Raw genomic sequence first — 18,135 nt, 5'->3', positions numbered from 1 at the left:
TTGTTGCAAAAATAACCATGAAAGATCAACAGACTCTGCTGTATATCGTGAAAAAGGTTATCATTTCTAAGGCAAATATCAACTTTCAAGTTGTAACAGACTTTATTAAAATCCCCTGCTTAAATATAACCACCGTATAATAGTGTATGAAATATTTTAAAGGGCTTACAAATTGTAAGAAAAAAATATGAAAAATAATGAAATACTTGCACAGTTTAACGCTGAAACAGATGTTGAAATCATTGATACTAAAACCGTTTTTAAAGGCTTTTTTCAAGTGGATGAATATCAATTTAAGCATAAACTTTTTGACGGTGGTTGGAGTGAGGTTGTCTCTCGTGAAGTATTTGAAAGGGGTAATGCGGTTGTGGTACTGCCCTATGATCCAGTCACTCATCAAGTCGTCCTTATCGAGCAAATACGCTTACCTGCAATAGGGACCACCAATTCTGTTTGGCTACTTGAATTGGTTGCAGGTATGATCGCCACTGACGAGGTGGCCGAAGAGGTTGCCCATCGAGAGTTAATGGAAGAGACAGGGCTTAGTGCCACTGAAATGCATTTCGTTAATAGCTTTCTGGCGACACCAGGTGGTTCATCTGAACGATTTTATTTTTACTGGGCTAAAGTTGATGCCAGTAAAGCCCAAGGCATACACGGCCTTGAATATGAGCATGAAGATATAAAAGTGCATGTGGTCGATTTTGATGTCGCCATGGATATGGTCAACAATGGCCGTATTGATAATGCCTCTACCGTGATTGGTCTACAATGGTTGGCATTAAACTTAGATAAAGTGACCTCATAGCCGTTCAATCAGCACACTGGCTAAGCGGCTTATCATCAATATTTAAGCGTAATGTAAAGCTAATTAAAGAGGTTTGAATTGAGTCAGCAAGTAACCAAAAATAAGTACCAGCCAAACGTGAGTGCTTTTTTAGCATTGTGCGGCCGTAATTATGCGCTGATTTTGAAATGGTTACCTGAAGATGGTGAAATTAATGAGCCTTGGACTGTTAAAGGCCAATTTGGGCTATTAGATATCACGATTATTGAAAATACTAAATATACACAACTAATTGAAATAAAGCGGCATTTTCCTTTGGGAGATTTCCTTACCACACCTAAAGCATGTGTGCGAGTCTATCATGATGCTCAATTAGCAGAAGTGTTAACTAGTCAACAGATTTATCGATTAAAAGCAGTGTATGATTATCCAAATGTACATATGCATCAAACGGATGAGAAATATCAAGTTAATGCATTTTTGGAAGAGCTACTTAAGATTGGATGCCGTCCCCAGCATCTATGTTCGACATAGTTCTGCTACATTGAATTAATTTATGTCTAGGATTAATTAGTGCTAAAAGAGCCAGTGAGTTACCCCATCGCTGAAACGGATGTCGTCAGGCTGATTCAAGTCACTGATCCTCATCTATTTGCCGATCCAGAAGCGCAGCTTTTAGGGGTGAATACGGCTGCCAGTTTTCAGGCGGTACTAGACACTTTTTTAGCATCAGATCAGCAAGCTGACATCATGTTGGCCTCTGGCGATATCAGCCAAGACTACTCTCCTCAGTCATACCAGCATTTTTCAAATGCAGTTACAAAACTCGATATGCCTTGTCATTATTTACCGGGTAATCATGATGACCCACGCTTGATGAGCTTGCATATGCAGGGCAAACAATTGTTTGGTCAGCAGCGCATTATCATTGGTAACTGGCAAATATTGATGTTGGACTCAACAGTGCGTGGTAAACCGGGTGGCTTTATGGCTGAAGATCAATTTAAATTGATTGATGCTGCTATCAAAGCTGATCCTGAGAAACACGTGTTACTGGTTATGCACCATAATCCGATTTTAGTGCAGTGCAGCTGGCTTGATCAGCATTGCATGATTAATGGCGATAACTTTTTACAGCGCATGGGGGAATACCCTCAAGTGAAAGCCGCGCTATGGGGCCATGTGCATCAAGCTATTGATAGTGAATATCAAGGCGCCAATGGTGCTATTCACTTAATGGCGACCCCGTCAACTTGTATACAATTTAAGCCAAAATCTTCTTATTTTGCCCTAGATGGACTTCAACCCGGCTATCGTTTGCTGGAGCTAGCTAGCAATGGTAGCATTCATACTAATGTTTATCGGGTGCCTGGCGAAAACTTCTCTCCAGATAATGATGCGAGCGGTTATTAGACGTTTTTTCGTTATTGGTTAACTTGATATTCATTCTGCTGTTGGAATTTCAATATCACCTTAGCGAGAGGAAATATGCTGCTCTATATACATGGATTTAATAGTTCACCTCTTTCAGATAAAGCCAAGGAAACGGCTGACTATATAAAACAACGTTTTCCGGATTACCCTTTTCACCAACCTCAACTTCCTTCATCACCTAAAGCGGCGATGACCTTGTTATGTGGTATTGTGGAACAAGCGAAAGCCGAAGGTGAACCGTTAACCTACATTGGATCGTCTTTAGGTGGGTACTTTGCTAGCTATTTAGCTGAACAATATGGCGGTAAAGCAGTGTTGATAAACCCTGCAGTAAAACCCTTTGAATTGTTTGATGGGTTTTTAGGGCCGCAATATAACCCCTATACCGATGAACATTACCAAGTATTACCGCAACATAAACTTGATGTTGCTGAATATAATACTGAAGTCATTCGTCGCCCAGATAGATTTTTAGTTTTTTTGCAAACTGGCGATGAAGTGTTAGATTATCGTCAAGCATTATCGAAATATCATTGTTGTCAGCTTCATTTAGAGGCCAACGGTGACCACAGTTTTATTGGCTACAAAAATCAGCTAGATAAGATATGTGATTTTTTACAAATTAAATAACAAGTATTCTTTTCGGCCTGTAATATTGGGCCAATAATTGACCAAATGTGTGGACTATGAGCAATCAATATACTTCTGACGCTATCGAGGTTCTTAATGGACTCGACCCTGTTAAACGCCGTCCTGGTATGTACACCGACACCACCAGGCCGAATCATTTAGGTCAAGAAGTTATCGACAACAGTGTCGATGAAGCGCTCGCCGGTCACGCCTCAAAAATTGAAGTAGTATTGCACGCCGATAATTCATTGGAAGTGACTGATGATGGCCGTGGTATGCCTGTGGATATTCACCCTGAAGAAGGTATTCCTGGGGTTGAATTGATCCTCACTAAATTGCACGCCGGTGGTAAGTTCTCGAATAAAAATTACCAATTCTCTGGTGGTTTGCACGGGGTAGGTATTTCGGTGGTGAATGCCTTATCGACTCGGGTTGAAATTACCGTTCGTCGTGATGCTCAAGTGTATGATATGGCATTTGAAAATGGTGACAAGGTCGAAGACTTACGTGTTACCGGCACCTGTGGTCGTCGTAATACCGGTACCCGAGTTCATTTTTGGCCAGATGCCAGTTATTTTGACTCAGGTAACTTCTCGCTTACTAAGCTACTTTATTTATTGCGGGCTAAAGCTGTGCTTTGCCCTGGTTTACGGATTAAGTTTAGCAATAAGCAAAACGGTGAAGTACATGAGTGGTTTTACGAAAGTGGCTTAACTGATTACTTAAAAGAAGCGGTAAAAGATTCGGTCTTGTTACCTGAAGAGCCATTCATTGGTAGTTTTACCGGTAAAATGGACGCGGCAGAGTGGGCCATTACTTGGCTACCTGAAGGTGGAGATAGTTTGTATGAAAGTTACGTTAACTTGATCCCTACGCCACTTGGCGGGACTCACGTTAATGGTTTCAGACAAGGCTTATTGGAGTCGATGCGCGAGTTCTGCGAGTTTCGTAATCTGGTGCCTCGAGGCATTAAGCTCTCACCTGAAGATATTTGGGATAAAGCCTCATTTATTTTATCTATCAAAATGCAGGACCCACAATTTTCCGGTCAAACTAAAGAGAAGCTTTCAAGCCGTCAAAGCTCTGCCTTTGTTTCTGGTATTGTTCGTGATGCTTTCTCGCTATGGCTTAACTCTAATACCGAGCAAGCTGAACAATTAGCTGAACTTTGTATTAACAATGCTCAAAAACGCTTAAAAGCGGCTAAAAAAGTAGCCCGTAAAAAAGTTACTTCAGGGCCGGCTTTACCGGGTAAATTAACTGATTGTAGTGGCCAAGACCCAATGCGCGGTGAGCTATTTCTAGTGGAGGGTGACTCTGCGGGTGGTAGTGCTAAACAGGCGCGCGATCGTGAGTTTCAAGCGATTATGCCCCTTAGAGGTAAGATTTTAAATACCTGGGAAGTGGACGCGTCACAGGTATTAGCCTCGCAAGAAGTACATGATATCTCAGTCGCTATAGGCTGCGATCCAGACAGTGCTGATATTTCAGAGTTACGCTACGGCAAAATTTGTATTCTTGCTGATGCCGACTCCGACGGTCTGCATATTGCGACCCTATTATGTGCTTTATTTATGAAGCATTATCGTGTGTTGGTCGAGAAAGGCCATGTGTATATTGCAATGCCACCGCTGTTTCGTATCGATTTAGGCAAAGAAGTTTTTTATGCTTTAGATGAAGATGAAAAAAACGGTATATTAGACCGAATTGTGGCAGAAAAGAAAAAAGGCAAAGTGCAAGTCACTCGTTTCAAAGGTCTAGGTGAGATGAACCCATTGCAACTGCGAGAAACCACAATGGATCCTAATACCCGCCGTTTGGTGCAATTAACCATTGATGATAATGAAGACACAGTCGCACTCATGGATATGTTACTTGCGAAAAAGCGCTCGCCAGATCGTAAAATCTGGTTAGAGTCTAAAGGTGATCTAGCTCAGCTGTAATTTACTCAGTTTTATGCCCATAACAATTGCCCATAACGATTGCTGATAGCAATTGCTTATAACAACAATGAAGGCAAAAATTACTAAGATGTCGAACATAAAATTTAAAATGGACTTTAAGCAAGCGAAGACAGCGTTAAAGGCGTTGTCCGTGCTTGCTTTAACACAAATGACTGTGGTTAAAGCTTTTGCAGCCGACACCATGATGATTACTGTGACTAAAGGATTTGGGCTGACACTGTATGCCTCAGATTTAGGTGATGCCAAACAAATGGCAATGGGCACTAACGGCACCTTGTTTGTCGGCTCAAAAAAGAGCGGCACCATTTATGCTTTAGTCGACTCTGATAACGATGGTCAGGTAAACAAACGCTACCTAATTGGTAAAGGCTTAGAGTACCCAGAAGCTATCGCGTTTCATGACGGTGATTTGTATGTCGCTGATCAAGACCGTATTTTACGTTATCAAGATATTGAAGACCGCCTTAGGCGTCCTGGTAGACCCAAAGAGGTGTACTCAGGGCTGCCAAGTGTTGAGCGCAAACATGCTCGTGGGATGAAGTTTGGACCCGATGGCCGACTGTATATCTCTATTGGTTCTCCGTGTAATGTGTGTGAAGCAGAAGCGCCATTTAGCAGCATGTTAGCCATTGATATTAAGACGGGTGACACCGAACAAGTGGCATCAGGATTAAGGCGGGTTATTGGTTTTGACTGGTCGCCGAGCAGCGCTAAATTATGGTTTGCTGATCAAGGCCGAAATTGGATGGGTGATACCATGCCAGCCGATGAAATAAACCGCATAGACGTAAAGGGTAGCCATTTTGGTTTTCCCTATATTCATGGAACCAATGTTGTTGAGCCTTCTTTTAAGAAACCAGACAACCTCAATGTTTCAACACCAGAATTTGAATTACCAGCGCATGTAAAACCAACCAGCCTACTTTTTTATCAAGGTGATAATTTTCCTGAGCGTTACCATCATCAATTATTTGTTGCTGAAAATGGCTCGTGGAATCGCTCAAGTAAAATTGGTTATCAGGTGGTGATGTTAGCCCTTGAAGATGACCAAATTATCAAGCGCGAAAGAGTCGTCAGCTTTTTAGACGGTGAGTTTCCCGTTGCTAGACCTTATGACCTGATAAATGCACCCGATGGTGCAGTGTTCATCTCTGATGACCTAAAAGGCAATGTATATCGCTTGTTTTATAAAGCGCCAGAATAATCACAGGAATATTAACTAATGAGTGATGCGATTGAATTAAGCCTTGATGGTGTAGAGCAAATGCCCCTACGCCGTTTTACAGAAGAGGCTTATTTAAACTATTCAATGTACGTAATCATGGATCGTGCTTTGCCACATATTGGCGATGGTTTAAAGCCTGTTCAACGTCGTATTATTTACGCTATGAGCGAGCTTGGATTATCAGCTCAATCTAAGCCTAAAAAGTCTGCTAGAACCGTGGGTGACGTATTAGGTAAATACCATCCCCATGGTGACAGTGCGTGTTATGAAGCTATGGTATTAATGGCGCAGCCATTTTCCTATCGTTACCCCTTAGTCAAAGGTCAAGGTAACTGGGGGGCGCCAGACGACCCTAAGTCATTCGCAGCCATGCGTTATACCGAAGCGACCTTATCAAAATTTTCAGAAGTGCTTTTATCTGAATTAGGCCAAGGCACGGTTGAATGGGGCGTTAACTTTGACGGAACTTTAAAAGAGCCGAAATCATTGCCTGCACGCTTACCGCATATTTTATTAAACGGTATTACCGGTATTGCCGTGGGTATGGCAACCGATATCCCACCACACAATGTGCGTGAATTAGTGTCTGCGTGTGTGGAGTTATTGGATAATCCTAAAGCGGAACTTGAGCGCCTAATGGAGCTGGTACCAGGGCCAGATTATCCGACCCAAGCTGAAATTATTACCCCAAGTAAAGACATTGCCAAGATTTATGAAACAGGTCGTGGCTCGATTAAAATGCGCGCGGTTTACGAGATTGATAGCGGCGAAATTGTCATTACTTGTTTGCCACATCAAGCTGGTAGCGGCAAGATTTTAGAGCAAATTGCTAACCAAATGCAGGCTAAAAAGTTGCCGATGGTGGCAGATTTACGTGATGAATCTGATCACGAAAACCCAGTACGATTAATCATTGTGCCTCGCTCAAATCGTGTTGATTGCGATCAGTTAATGGCGCATTTGTTTGCCACTACGGATTTAGAAAAGAGCTTTCGAGTTAACTTAAATGTGCTCGGCCTTGATGGTCGCCCAAGGGTTAAAGGCCTGAAAGAGATGCTAACTGAGTGGCTCAGTTACCGCATCTCAACCGTGACCCGTCGTTTGCAATACCGTCTTGATAAGGTACTTGCAAGGCTGCATATTCTTGATGCTTTGATGATTGCCTTCTTAAATATTGATGAAGTCATCGAGATCATTCGCTTCAATGATGAGCCGAAAAAAGAGTTAATGTCACGGTTTGATTTATCAGATAAGCAAGCCGAAGCGATTTTAGAGCTTAAGTTACGTCATTTGGCCAAGCTTGAAGAATTTAAAATTAAAGGTGAGCAAGAAGAGTTAGCTGCAGAGTGCGATAAGCTGCAACTTATTTTGGGTTCTGAGCGCCGCTTAAAAACCTTAGTTAAAAAAGAGCTCATACAAGATGGTGAAACCTATGGCGATGATCGCCGCTCGCCTATCATTGAGCGTATTGAATCAAAAGCCTTAACTGAGCAAGAGTTGACCCCAGCAGAGTCAGTGACCGTAGTGTTATCTGACAAAGGTTGGGTACGCTGCGCGAAAGGTCATGATATTGATGGCGAAGGGTTAAATTATAAAGCCGGTGATAGCTTCTTATGTAGTGCCAGCGGTAAGAGTAATCAGCCATCAGTGTTTATCGACTCGACAGGGCGGGCTTTTGCAACCGATACACATACGCTACCTTCTGCTAGAAGTCAGGGTGAGCCAATCACGACACGCTTTAATTTAGCGCCAGGGGCGGTAATGCGCCATGTGTTGATGGGCGTTGATTCACAATGCTATTTATTAGCCAGTGATGCCGGTTACGGTTTTATCGGCTCTTATGCAGATATGGTGAGTCGTAATAAGGCTGGTAAAGCATTATTAAGCCTGCCTGCGAATGCGCAGTCCTTAGTGCCTAAATTGGTTAAAAAAGGCGTGCCTCAGTCAATTATGGCGATAACCAATGAAGGCCGAATGCTTATCTTTGATGTTGATGCCTTGCCGCAGTTATCGAAAGGTAAGGGTAACAAGATCATTGGTATCCCAACGGATCGCGCTAAGAGCAGAGAAGAGCTATTGATCCATCTTGATGTTATTCCACAAGAGGCGTCAGTTACCCTGTGGGCTGGTAAACGTAAGCTAACTTTAAAACCATCTGATCTTGAGCATTATCGTGGTGAGAGAGGCCGTAGAGGCGCGAAACTACCTCGTGGTTTACAACGGGTCGATAGTGTTGATATCGAGCTCGGTGCGCAAACGGATGCTGACATTGAGCCATCAAGCGATTAATCGCGCAGCAGAATAGCCATAAAAGAAAGACATAAAAAATGCTGCCAATGGGCAGCATTTTTTATGAGAATTTGATTTTAACCTGAGGATGAACTTAAGGCTTGAGTTAGCCTTGCTTTTTAGCAACAGCTTACGCCACTTCGTAAAATTTAGGTTCTACGTCAACTTGAGCCTGAATAATGTTGCTCGCCATACGTGCACATTTACCACATTGATCAGCAACACCTAAGCGTTTTTTAACGTCAGCTAAAGAGCTATCGCCATGTTTGCTTACCGCTTCTTTAATTTGGGTATCAGTAATTCCGTGACAAAGACAAACGTACATAAAGCCTCTTCAATTAATCTGATTCATATCTTAACTTAGACAATTCATAAGGCTAAGAGATGATCGCTCGTTGACTATAATGCAATTCTAAATGAAAACCGTTCTCATTGCTAATAACTTTTTATCAATTTCTTAATTGGTGCCAAGAATATTAGTTATTAAAAATTGCTAACTTGCTCACAATTACTGCTGCAATGGGAGTTTAATGCCAATATCGGCGTTATCAATTGGATTAAAAGGAAGAGGTCTTAGGGTTTTCAAGTCGGGAGGATTTAGACTCCAGAGGGGGTTACTTTTATTCAATATCAGCTCATCCATGAGATTTAAATTACAGTATGACTTAATTGTTAGGCATTATGCTGGCGGTTAATAATAAAGATTAATAGCCCTTAAAAAAATCGACCAGATGCTTTAAAGGTTGCTGTGTTGTCCATAAATGGAAGTTTTCAACGAACACTTCTACCACTTGTTCAGGAAAGCTTGGGGCGGCAATATGGGGGGTGATAATGGCATTAGGGCAGTGCCAAATAGGGTGGTCTGCGGGCAATGGCTCTTGATTAAAGACATCAAGGATTGCGTTTTGTTGTGGCTTATTGAGTAATTGCGCAGCTAAGGCATCTAAATCGAGCACATTTCCGCGGCCAAGGTTGAACAGCACACATTCATCAGGTAGTAATGCCAGCATGGTTTTGCTTAATAGATTCTCAGTTTCTAAGGTGCTAGGTAGCGTACTGGCGATGGTGTGTGCACTAGGCAAATAGTTAGCTAAGTGCTCAATAGTATCAACATGGTCAAAATGCGCCTTTGGCTCGCCGCTACGACTCAGGCCGGTAACCGTCATGCCGAAATGCTTCGCCGTTTTAGCAATATGCTGGGCAATCGAGCCGGTACCGAGTAACAGTAAGCCTTGGCCTTGTAAGGTTCTGTAGCTACCAGGGATCCATTGCTTATGTTGCTGCTGTTGTTTATATTTTGCATGCTCTCGCTGGTGGGCAAGTAAATAACCAAATAAATATTCACTCATCAAAGGGCCAAAAATCCCTTTGATATTGGTTAGGACGTAATCCCGTCGTTGTCTAGAACCTGTAAGGCGATCAACACCAGCAAAAGTGGATTGCATCCAAGTTAAGTTGCGACCTAAGTTAAGTAATGGCGCCGCAAGATGTGGCTCTGCAAACCAGATATCAGCCTCAGTAATACTACTAGGCTCATCGCCTAGAATTGTCAGATCCTTGAGGTGGTGAGCCGCTAATAATTGACGAAACCTGTCGTTATCTTGGGTTAACAATAATAACTTGTGCGCCATAAAATCCCCGTAAGCTGATTAAATTGAGGTTGTTAATGAGTCAAATCATAGCATTTATCGCCAAACTTGGCGCAATGCTTCATCCGTGGATGAGTGAAATTGCCACTGCGTTAGTGGCCTGTTGTATTGTGGTGTTTGCCACCGATATTAATCGGGTATTACGCAAGGCGTTATCGGGTCAGGGCTTTTTTGTCCGAACTTGGGTATTTGTACTGGTGAATGCTTTTGGTTACGGCTTAGGGATTGTCAGCGTTAGCCCGTGGTTAGCTAGGCAACTTAAATCAATGCCTTCACAATGGATGCTGTTACTGCTACTGGTGGCATTTTTTGCTGTTGGCGCTTGGGCGCAACGAAACAGGCAAGTTTAACGGTGTCACTTGCCTGTTGCTTTAGGGGGTATTTAGCCAAAGTATAAATGGTGGTCAGTTGCTTGAGAATCAGTGTCTTGTTGATTTAATTGCTGGATTACTTCGGCGGCTTTATCGGGATAGTTACTGAATATCCCATCTACGCCAATGGCGTTCAAAGCTTGAATGTCTTCGGCATTATCGACGGTGTAGACATAAATTTTAGCGCCGCGTTGATGGGCATCATTGACCATTTTATGGGTGACAAAATGTATATCAACATGGATAGAATAGGCATCAAGGGCTGATACTGATTCAGCATAGTTTAGCGGCACGCCCGCTAAAATGGGTGCCACTCTAGCATGGGGGAGATGTTGTTTAACCTCGAGTAAGTAAGGCTGATTAAATGATGAGATCAGTAGCTGATCTGGGCTAAAGCCAAGCTGCTCAATCATGTCGTTATAGCAAGCAATAAGAGGCGCGGCGGTGTGATAGCCTTTAAGCTCAATATTGACAATACAGCGACCTTTAATCAGGCCCATGACTTGCCATAGCGTCGGTAGTTTATGCTGCTTGATAGTCACATTATTGATAGTGTCTAAGCTACTTAGATGCACTAACCCTTGTCCTGAGGTTTTGGTTTCTAGGCGGCGATCATGAAATACAATCAGTTGCCCTTCCACATTATAAACATCAAGTTCAATGGCACTAACCTTTAACGCCAGTGCTTTTTCCATTGCCGCAAGGGTGTTTTCTACTTCATAACCACTCGCACCGCGGTGAGCAAAAATCAGCATTTATTTAACCTTTGATAATTTTATTAAATTCACGACTCTGACCATTATTGATATGGATTTCCATTTGTGGGTACGCCAATTCAACTTGGTTTTCTTTTAGTTTTTTACAAATACGTTTGTGAAGGTTATGCCTTAAGGGCCAACGATCGTTCATGTCTTTAGCATAGGATCTGACTTCATAATCTTGGGTGTGCTGGCCAAAACCTGCAAACCAGACTTCAGGCTCAGGGAAGGTCAATGATAAGTCACATTCTCTTACTGCTTGATGGAGTAAGGCTTCAACTTTTGATGGATCTGCATCACGCTGCACTGACACATAAACGATAACTCGGGTAATAGGATCAGATAACGACCAGTTGACCAGTTGTTCGGTAATAAAGGCTTTATTGGGGACAATAATCTCTTTTCTGTCCCAATCGACAATGGTTGTGGCTCGAATTTCAATTTTGCTGACGGTGCCGGTTAAGTCGCGAATGGTCACCGTATCGCCTATTCGAATCGGTTTTTCAAATAAGATAATCAAACCAGAAATAAAGTTAGCAAAAATTTCTTGTAAGCCAAAACCAAGGCCCACCGATAGCGCTGCAACAAGCCATTGTAATTTCGACCATTCAACCCCGACGGTGGAAAACCCGATTAACATGCCAAGAAATACCACCACGTAACTACTTACGGTGGTGATAGCAAACCCTGTACCTGGCGATAGCTCTAATCGTTGTAAAATGGTCAGCTCTAGTAAACCCGGCAGATTTTTAGCAATCATGGCGGAAAAGCCAACGGTGATAAAGGCAAACAGAATTGACTTTAAGGTGATCGGAATTTGCTGCTCTATACCGTTAACTACCGAATGGGTGCTCCATAAGGTAATGCCATCAAGGAAAGAAAACAGTGCAGTATGGGTTTGAGAAATAAGCCCAAGTAAACTAGCAAAAAAGGCTAAAATCAATAGCGAACGTACTAACCCCAGCGACTGACTCGAGATAGTTTCCAGGTCGACTTTGGGCTCTTCATAGTTTTCAGAGACATCTGGGGTATTATTTAGTTCGCCACGCTCACGTTGCGCCAGTCTTTCTGCTCGTTTGGTTTTAGCGCGATCAAAGGCAATTAAACGGCGCTCGATTAGCATCCAACGCTTTAGTAGTTGGTACAACAATAAAAAGCCTAAGCCTAGCAATAAGGCTAATTGCAGCTGCAGTAATACTTGAAAGGCACTAAAATAGTAACCTATTAGGGCGAAAACAATGCTGGCGCAAGGCACTGTGATTAAAAATGCCCAAATGACTTTATGGAGTAATTTCATGTTCTTGCCATCATTGGCGTTGGCACGAAAATCATTAATAAAGGCATATAAATCTTTATATAGCATCAATAGCGAGATGGTGAATAAGAAAAATGCCAAACGACCAATACTGTTACGAATAAGCGAGCTATCAAGGGCTTCAGTAAAACCGATAATGCCAATTAATGGCCAGCTTAAGACAATAAAGCGCAGGGTTTTTTCTTGAAGGCGCCTAATTAAGGTTTCAGGTCTTCTAAAGTGACAGACTAAAATGCCATTATCACAGGCAAGTAATGCAAAGACTCGGTACACCAAGTAGCTGCCACCCACAGATAACACGCCAACCCCAATTGCATGCACCAAGTTCAGTTCTGAGGCAAATAAAATCCATCCAGCAAGTAGTACCGGTAATGGTTTTACTAGTGAATAACATAAGGTTAGCGCTAAGGTTTTAGCGGTGTATTTGAATTTATCTTGGGTTACGTTACCCACATATTGACCATAATGTTCAATGGTTCTATTAAATTTAGGCGTCAATAAATCCTGGGCCATTAAGCACAATATCAAGGTGATCACCCACCAAGCCCAATATATATTTTGCTCTGCCCACGCTTGTTTAAGCAGTTGCCCTTGTTGGGTTTGCATCATCCATACGGTGGCATTCTTTAAGTCAATAAGCCACAAACCGGATATTGCCGCCGCATTGGGAACCCAAAATAAATGTTCATTGAGGGTGTTTTTAAGATCAAGATAAATCTGTGTTAGCTGCTCATAACTATTGCGCAGTTTAGCTTGCTCATTGAGGTATACATCATAGCTTTGTACTACTTGTTCGATTAGGCTTTGCTGAGAGGTAAGTAATTTTACTTGGGTATTATTAAGATACTTCTGATTGCTCAATTGTTGCTTATTTAACGCTTTTTGTTGCTCAGCCTGATAACGCTTTAGGCGTGAGTCAGCAACGGATGCCAGTAATTTATCTTGGTTTGTCGGCTTAGGTAAGGACTGCAGCATCTGTAAAAAACGGTCGCCAAATGCAGAGTTAGTTTCTACCCAGGTGATTTGCTCCTCAACATTAGCCAGCTGTAGCGCATGGGATTGGTATTGTTTCTCTGCTTTTTCTTGCAACTCGATGGTGTCTGAAATGGCATTATTTATACGGATTAATTCGTCAGCATACTGCTGATTTTGTGCGCTTATCTCTTGCGAGGCTTCATCGGCAAGTTGTTGCTCATCAATCAGGTTGTTGGCAATGGTATTGGCGGCTTTTTGTTGGCGATATTGATTGTTTTTTTGGTTTAACTGCTCAATTAATCGCTCTTGCTGGGCATGCTCTAAGCGCAAAAGCTGTAATTGCAGTTGCACGATTTGTTTTTGTTTAGGACCACTGGAGAGCTCAGAAGATAAGGTTGCGATATGTTGCTCAAGTAACTCAGTTTGTAAGCTTTGCAGCTTGCCTAAAGGGGTATCCAAAGGCGCTTGTCGGGCACGCTTATGCTGATTTAAGGCTTCTTTGGCTTGGCGTATTAAGGTGGGTAAGGCTGTTTGTCTTTTATTAAGCTCAACTAACTGCAAGCTTAAATCATTTTCGGATTGTTTTTGCTCTGATAAATGGTAGTAAGCCATTGAGGCTTGTTGGCTAATATCAACATCGTCATTGATGATGATTGGCGCTGCGGGCTGATTGATTTTTGCAGTAATGCTGTTGATTGTGCCAGCACTTGTCGACTCAAGATCATCATAGCTTTGGGCTTCATTACGCAGCCTTGTGATACTTTGCTGGACATTGTCTATTTGAGTTGGAATGTCCACAACCGCGATTGTATTGGTATTTTTAGCAAAGCCCAAGCGCTTGTCTAACTGCAGCGGAGAGGTTGCAGAGGCAGTAAAAGAAATAATACAGAACAATAAAACCGCAATACGTATCATAGTTGGATGATTACTTAAGAGGGACTAATACAATGGTAACAAAAACCTGAGTTTACGCTTTATTTTTTTTATGATTTTGCTGAGTTTCGAAAATTGCGGTGGCTAAGATAATCAACCCTCCCACAGTGGTAGTGACATTGACTTGCTCATTTAACAATAGCAAGGCTAATACCGTGCCATAAAAGGGCTGCAGACATGAGACGAGTCCGACAGTTTTAGCGCTTAATTGACGCAGCGCTGAGGCAAATAAGGCGTGGGGGGCAGCGGTAAAAAATACCCCTAAAATGACAATTGTTGTCCACATTTCAGCCTTGATAGTATCTAATTCCACTTCTAACCACGGGCTTAACACGACTACAGCTACGAATGTTTGATAAAACATAGCCTGAGGGCCGCTATAACCACTGAAGTAGCGTTTATGGAGCAAATTGCGGCCAGTGAATAACGCAGCAGATAAAATACCTGTAGCAATGCCTAAGGTGACATCATTTTCGAGGTTGGCCTCGGGAATAAGTAACATCACTCCGATTAATACCACTAAACCTGAAATAACATCCACTAATTTAAGCCGTGTGTTATTGACTAGCGGCTCTATAAGCACAGTCATGACGGGGTAGGTGAAAAAAGCAATCATGCCAATGGCAACTGATGACAGTTGCATTGAGGCGAAATAGGTCACCCAATGCAAGCTAACAAGAATACCGAGGCCTAGGGCGACTAAGTAATGTTTGAATTGCTGTAATTGTAGCTTTTTCTTGCTTAATTTGACGATACAGCCAAGTGCAAAAAAGGCGATAACACAACGCAGTACTGTGATGTCTAGCGCATTGAGGGGGATAATTTTAGAAAATAGTGCAGTACCGCCAAATAGCAGTACTGCGATATGCAATTGAATTAACCCTGAGTTTGGATTCGATCCTTTGAAAGCGCCTGTTGGCATCATACTCGTTCAACTAACCATGTTGTGGGCAATAACGATTACTTTAAATGAGCGAAGGCTTGACCCATGCGTGTGGTTTGCGTTGGCTCAACGCCTTCGGCAAAGCTTTCAATAGCGTCTTGAGCAAATAACATTACTACGGTAGAGCCTAACTTAAAGCGGCCCATTTCGGCGCCTTTTTCTAACGTCAGTGCTTCAGGACCTTCAGTTGGGTAATCCCATGTGAAGACTTGCTTACCACAAGGCGGGGTCACTGTGCCTGCCCAAACAGTTTCAATACTTGCCACAATCGTTGCGCCAACTAATACCATGGCAAGTGGGCCTACTTCAGTTTCAAAAATAGCGACAACACGTTCGTTACGGGCAAATAGCCCTGGTACATTTTGCGCAGTTAACGGGTTAACCGAAAACAAATCACCAGGAATATAAGTCATTTTCGACAAGGTGCCAGTGATTGGCATGTGAATTCGGTGATAATCTTTGGGTGCTAAATAAATCGTTGCAAACTCGCCATCATTAAAACGTTCAGCATCCTTAATCTGACCGCCTAACAGGGCTAAGGTGGTGTAGTCATGGCCTTTTGCTTGGACAATTTTGCCAGCTTGTACTGGACCACATTGACTTACTGCGCCATCAACAGGGTGAGCGACTGTTTTCGCATCTTCAACAATTGGGCGAAGACCCGGTTTTAATGCGCGGGTAAAAAAGGCATTAAATGTTTTATAGGCTTCAGGCTCACTTTGAGCCGCTTCAGACATATCAATTTTATACTGCTTGATGAACCATCGAATACCTGCAGTGGTGATTGCGCCAGCTTCAGCGGCAGCAAGTTTACCCACAAGACGTGAAAGTAAGTGTTTAGGTAAGATGTATTGCAAAGCAATTTTAACAGAGTCCAATTGAATACCCTTTTGAGTTGTTGAGGTTGTTATAATATAACAGTTAATATTTGTACGTCAGCGAAGTTACTCGTCAGCGGCGCGGAAGTGGCGAGCATGTCGCTGTTCATCTAGGCTGGCAATAATGCGCTGGTAATTACTAAATCTATCTTGGGTTATTTTCCCATCAGCTAGCGCCGCTTGCAAGGCGCAACCTGGATCATCACCATGTTTGCAGTCTCTAAACTTACAGGTACCGATGTAATCTCTAAATTCAATAAAGCACCAGCCTACGCGCGGGGCAGGTAAGTGCCATAGCGCAAACTCTCGTACACCTGGAGAGTCAATTAAGTCGCCGCCACTTTGAAAGTGAAGTAACTTTGCCGTCGTTGTAGTGTGCTGACCTAGGCCTGAGTTATTGGATACATCGCCAATTGTTAGCTCTGCATCAGGCATCAGTGCATTAATCAGCGATGATTTACCTACACCTGATTGCCCTGCAAATACGCTAATTTTATCAGCAAGTAAGGCTTTTATTTGATCAACACCTTCACCAGTATGGCTACTGACCATATAGACGGGGTAACCAATCTGGCGGTAACGCTCTAATGCCACTTCGACTTCTTCACGATTGTCATCGGTTAATAAATCCATTTTATTAAGAATGATGACTGGTGGAATATCGGTGTCTTCAGCGGCAACCAAGTAGCGGTCAATAATTTGGGTGGTAAAGCTGGGTAAAATCGACGATACAATCAAAATTTGATCAATATTGGCAGCAATGATTTTTACGCCATCATATAAATCTGGACGAGTTAGCGACGAAATCCGTGGATGAACCGCTTCAACAATGCCCCCAATACCACGATCGGTTTCATTGGCAAGGCGCACTAGCACTTTATCACCGGTTACAAGGCTAGTGATATTACGGCGAATATTACAACGGGCGACAGTGCCATCTTCGGTTTCAATATCAGCATGCTGACCGAAACGTGAAATAACAATACCCTGCTGTTCAGGCCCTAGTAGACTATCCTGTAACTCGTTAGCAGAATCTTGTGTGTCTTTGCGTTTTAGGCGCTTACTCTGATTGTCGCGCATTCTGCGCTTTTGACCTTGGCTAAGTGGTTTCTTTTTACTCACAGGCTAATCTTCATTAATTTGGTGTTTTTGTGTCGCTTAAAAAAACAGTATGATACACCCTCTTTAATAAAAAAGCCTGAATTATGGGCTTTTGACAGAATAAGGCAGATATTATGGCTGTAAACTCAAGCAATCTAATTTGGGTTGATTTAGAAATGACGGGTCTAGAACCTAGCGTCGATCGTGTAATTGAAATTGCCACTATTGTGACAGATCAAGAGTTAAACGTATTAGCCCAAGGCCCTGTGGTTGCGATTCATCAATCAGATGAAGTGTTAGCCGGTATGGATGAATGGAATCAAACTCACCATGGACAATCAGGTTTAATTGATCGCGTAAAGGCGAGTTCATACACTGAAGAAGATGCCATTAGACAGACGATTGCCTTTTTAGAGCAGTATGTGCCAAAAGGTGCGTCACCTATGTGTGGCAATACCATTGGCCAAGATCGCCGCTTTTTGAACAAGTACATGTTGGAGCTGGAAGAGTTCTTCCATTATCGCAATATTGATGTCAGTACGATTAAAGAGCTTACCAAGCGCTGGAAACCGGAAGTGATGGATGGGCTGACTAAGAAGAATACCCACCAAGCTTTAGAAGATATCAAAGAATCTATCGAAGAATTGCAGTTTTATCGCCGCGAAGTATTTAAAATTTAACCGATCAGACTTTTTTTTTGAAATAAGGGTTGCAGTGTAGTGAATATTACATATAATGCGGCCTCAACTTTTTACAGTAAGAGTCATTACTGCAAGAGGTTGAAGTTTGAAAGTTGAAACACCAAAATGCGACATTAGCTCAGTTGGTAGAGCGATACCTTGCCAAGGTATAGGTCATCAGTTCGAACCTGATATGTCGCTCC

General features: G+C 42.5%; 16 protein-coding genes and 1 tRNA gene. 10 read left to right on the top strand and 7 right to left on the bottom strand.

Annotated elements, in window-relative coordinates:
• The first annotated feature begins 187 nt into the window (after positions 1-187).
• From nudF to parC, 7 genes are all read left to right on the top strand, one after another.
• On the top strand, positions 188-808 hold the full coding sequence (gene nudF / locus Q4591_RS15020) for an ADP-ribose diphosphatase (protein WP_102520513.1): 621 nt from the start codon (positions 188-190) through the stop codon (positions 806-808).
• 78 nt (positions 809-886) lie between these two features.
• Positions 887-1,321 (top strand): DUF1249 domain-containing protein, encoded by a 435-nt coding sequence (locus Q4591_RS15015; protein ID WP_102439950.1) that lies wholly within the window; start codon positions 887-889, stop codon positions 1,319-1,321.
• Between the two features lie 39 nt (positions 1,322-1,360).
• The gene (gene cpdA / locus Q4591_RS15010) at positions 1,361-2,200 is read left to right on the top strand and encodes a 3',5'-cyclic-AMP phosphodiesterase (RefSeq protein ID WP_076539079.1); all 840 of its coding nucleotides are present in this window, start codon (positions 1,361-1,363) and stop codon (positions 2,198-2,200) included.
• A 75-nt stretch (positions 2,201-2,275) separates the two neighbouring features.
• Complete coding sequence (locus Q4591_RS15005) at positions 2,276-2,851, top strand: YqiA/YcfP family alpha/beta fold hydrolase (RefSeq protein WP_102439948.1); 576 nt, start codon at positions 2,276-2,278, stop codon at positions 2,849-2,851.
• A gap of 56 nt (positions 2,852-2,907) precedes the next feature.
• Positions 2,908-4,794, top strand: a complete 1,887-nt coding sequence (gene parE / locus Q4591_RS15000) for a DNA topoisomerase IV subunit B (RefSeq protein ID WP_102439947.1) — start codon at positions 2,908-2,910, stop codon at positions 4,792-4,794.
• A gap of 169 nt (positions 4,795-4,963) precedes the next feature.
• Positions 4,964-6,019, top strand: a complete 1,056-nt coding sequence (locus Q4591_RS14995) for a sorbosone dehydrogenase family protein (RefSeq protein WP_241901088.1) — start codon at positions 4,964-4,966, stop codon at positions 6,017-6,019.
• A gap of 18 nt (positions 6,020-6,037) precedes the next feature.
• On the top strand, positions 6,038-8,329 hold the full coding sequence (gene parC, locus Q4591_RS14990; protein WP_303461737.1) for a DNA topoisomerase IV subunit A: 2,292 nt from the start codon (positions 6,038-6,040) through the stop codon (positions 8,327-8,329).
• A 130-nt stretch (positions 8,330-8,459) separates the two neighbouring features.
• On the opposite strand, the gene Q4591_RS14985 is transcribed toward parC, so the two are convergent.
• Both Q4591_RS14985 and Q4591_RS14980 read right to left on the bottom strand, forming a co-directional pair.
• On the bottom strand, positions 8,460-8,654 hold the full coding sequence (locus Q4591_RS14985) for a bacterioferritin-associated ferredoxin (RefSeq protein ID WP_076539068.1): 195 nt from the start codon (positions 8,652-8,654) through the stop codon (positions 8,460-8,462).
• Positions 8,655-9,033: 379 nt separating this feature from the next.
• On the bottom strand, positions 9,034-9,960 hold the full coding sequence (locus tag Q4591_RS14980; RefSeq protein WP_303446487.1) for a D-2-hydroxyacid dehydrogenase: 927 nt from the start codon (positions 9,958-9,960) through the stop codon (positions 9,034-9,036).
• A gap of 35 nt (positions 9,961-9,995) precedes the next feature.
• Here Q4591_RS14980 and Q4591_RS14975 point away from each other — a divergent pair, with 35 nt between their 5' ends.
• Positions 9,996-10,328, top strand: a complete 333-nt coding sequence (locus Q4591_RS14975; RefSeq protein ID WP_303461735.1) for a DUF3392 domain-containing protein — start codon at positions 9,996-9,998, stop codon at positions 10,326-10,328.
• 32 nt (positions 10,329-10,360) lie between these two features.
• Here the strand turns inward: Q4591_RS14975 and Q4591_RS14970 are convergent, their stop codons facing one another.
• The 5 genes from Q4591_RS14970 to rsgA form a co-directional block, all read right to left on the bottom strand.
• Positions 10,361-11,104: a glycerophosphodiester phosphodiesterase gene (locus Q4591_RS14970; RefSeq protein WP_102531741.1), complete on the bottom strand. Its 744-nt coding sequence runs from the start codon at positions 11,102-11,104 to the stop codon at positions 10,361-10,363.
• Positions 11,105-11,108: 4 nt separating this feature from the next.
• Complete coding sequence (locus Q4591_RS14965) at positions 11,109-14,312, bottom strand: mechanosensitive ion channel domain-containing protein (protein WP_303461732.1); 3,204 nt, start codon at positions 14,310-14,312, stop codon at positions 11,109-11,111.
• Between the two features lie 52 nt (positions 14,313-14,364).
• Positions 14,365-15,255, bottom strand: coding sequence for a DMT family transporter (locus Q4591_RS14960; protein WP_241903573.1), 891 nt, complete (start codon positions 15,253-15,255; stop codon positions 14,365-14,367).
• A gap of 35 nt (positions 15,256-15,290) precedes the next feature.
• Positions 15,291-16,151, bottom strand: coding sequence for an archaetidylserine decarboxylase (gene asd / locus Q4591_RS14955; RefSeq protein WP_102439940.1), 861 nt, complete (start codon positions 16,149-16,151; stop codon positions 15,291-15,293).
• Between the two features lie 66 nt (positions 16,152-16,217).
• Entirely contained in the window at positions 16,218-17,273 is a 1,056-nt protein-coding gene (gene rsgA / locus Q4591_RS14950; protein WP_303461730.1) for a small ribosomal subunit biogenesis GTPase RsgA, read from the bottom strand.
• A 113-nt stretch (positions 17,274-17,386) separates the two neighbouring features.
• On the opposite strand from rsgA, the gene orn reads away from it, so the two are divergent.
• Both orn and Q4591_RS14940 read left to right on the top strand, forming a co-directional pair.
• Positions 17,387-17,932 (top strand): oligoribonuclease, encoded by a 546-nt coding sequence (gene orn / locus Q4591_RS14945; protein WP_102439938.1) that lies wholly within the window; start codon positions 17,387-17,389, stop codon positions 17,930-17,932.
• Between the two features lie 128 nt (positions 17,933-18,060).
• Positions 18,061-18,133, top strand: a tRNA-Gly gene (locus tag Q4591_RS14940).
• Positions 18,134-18,135: the final 2 nt, after the last annotated feature.

This window comes from Shewanella sp. 3_MG-2023, assembly GCF_030548765.1.
Classification (GTDB): domain Bacteria; phylum Pseudomonadota; class Gammaproteobacteria; order Enterobacterales; family Shewanellaceae; genus Shewanella.
The sequence above is the reverse complement of the archived record's forward strand: the minus strand, read 5'-3'. Positions and strand labels throughout refer to the sequence as shown.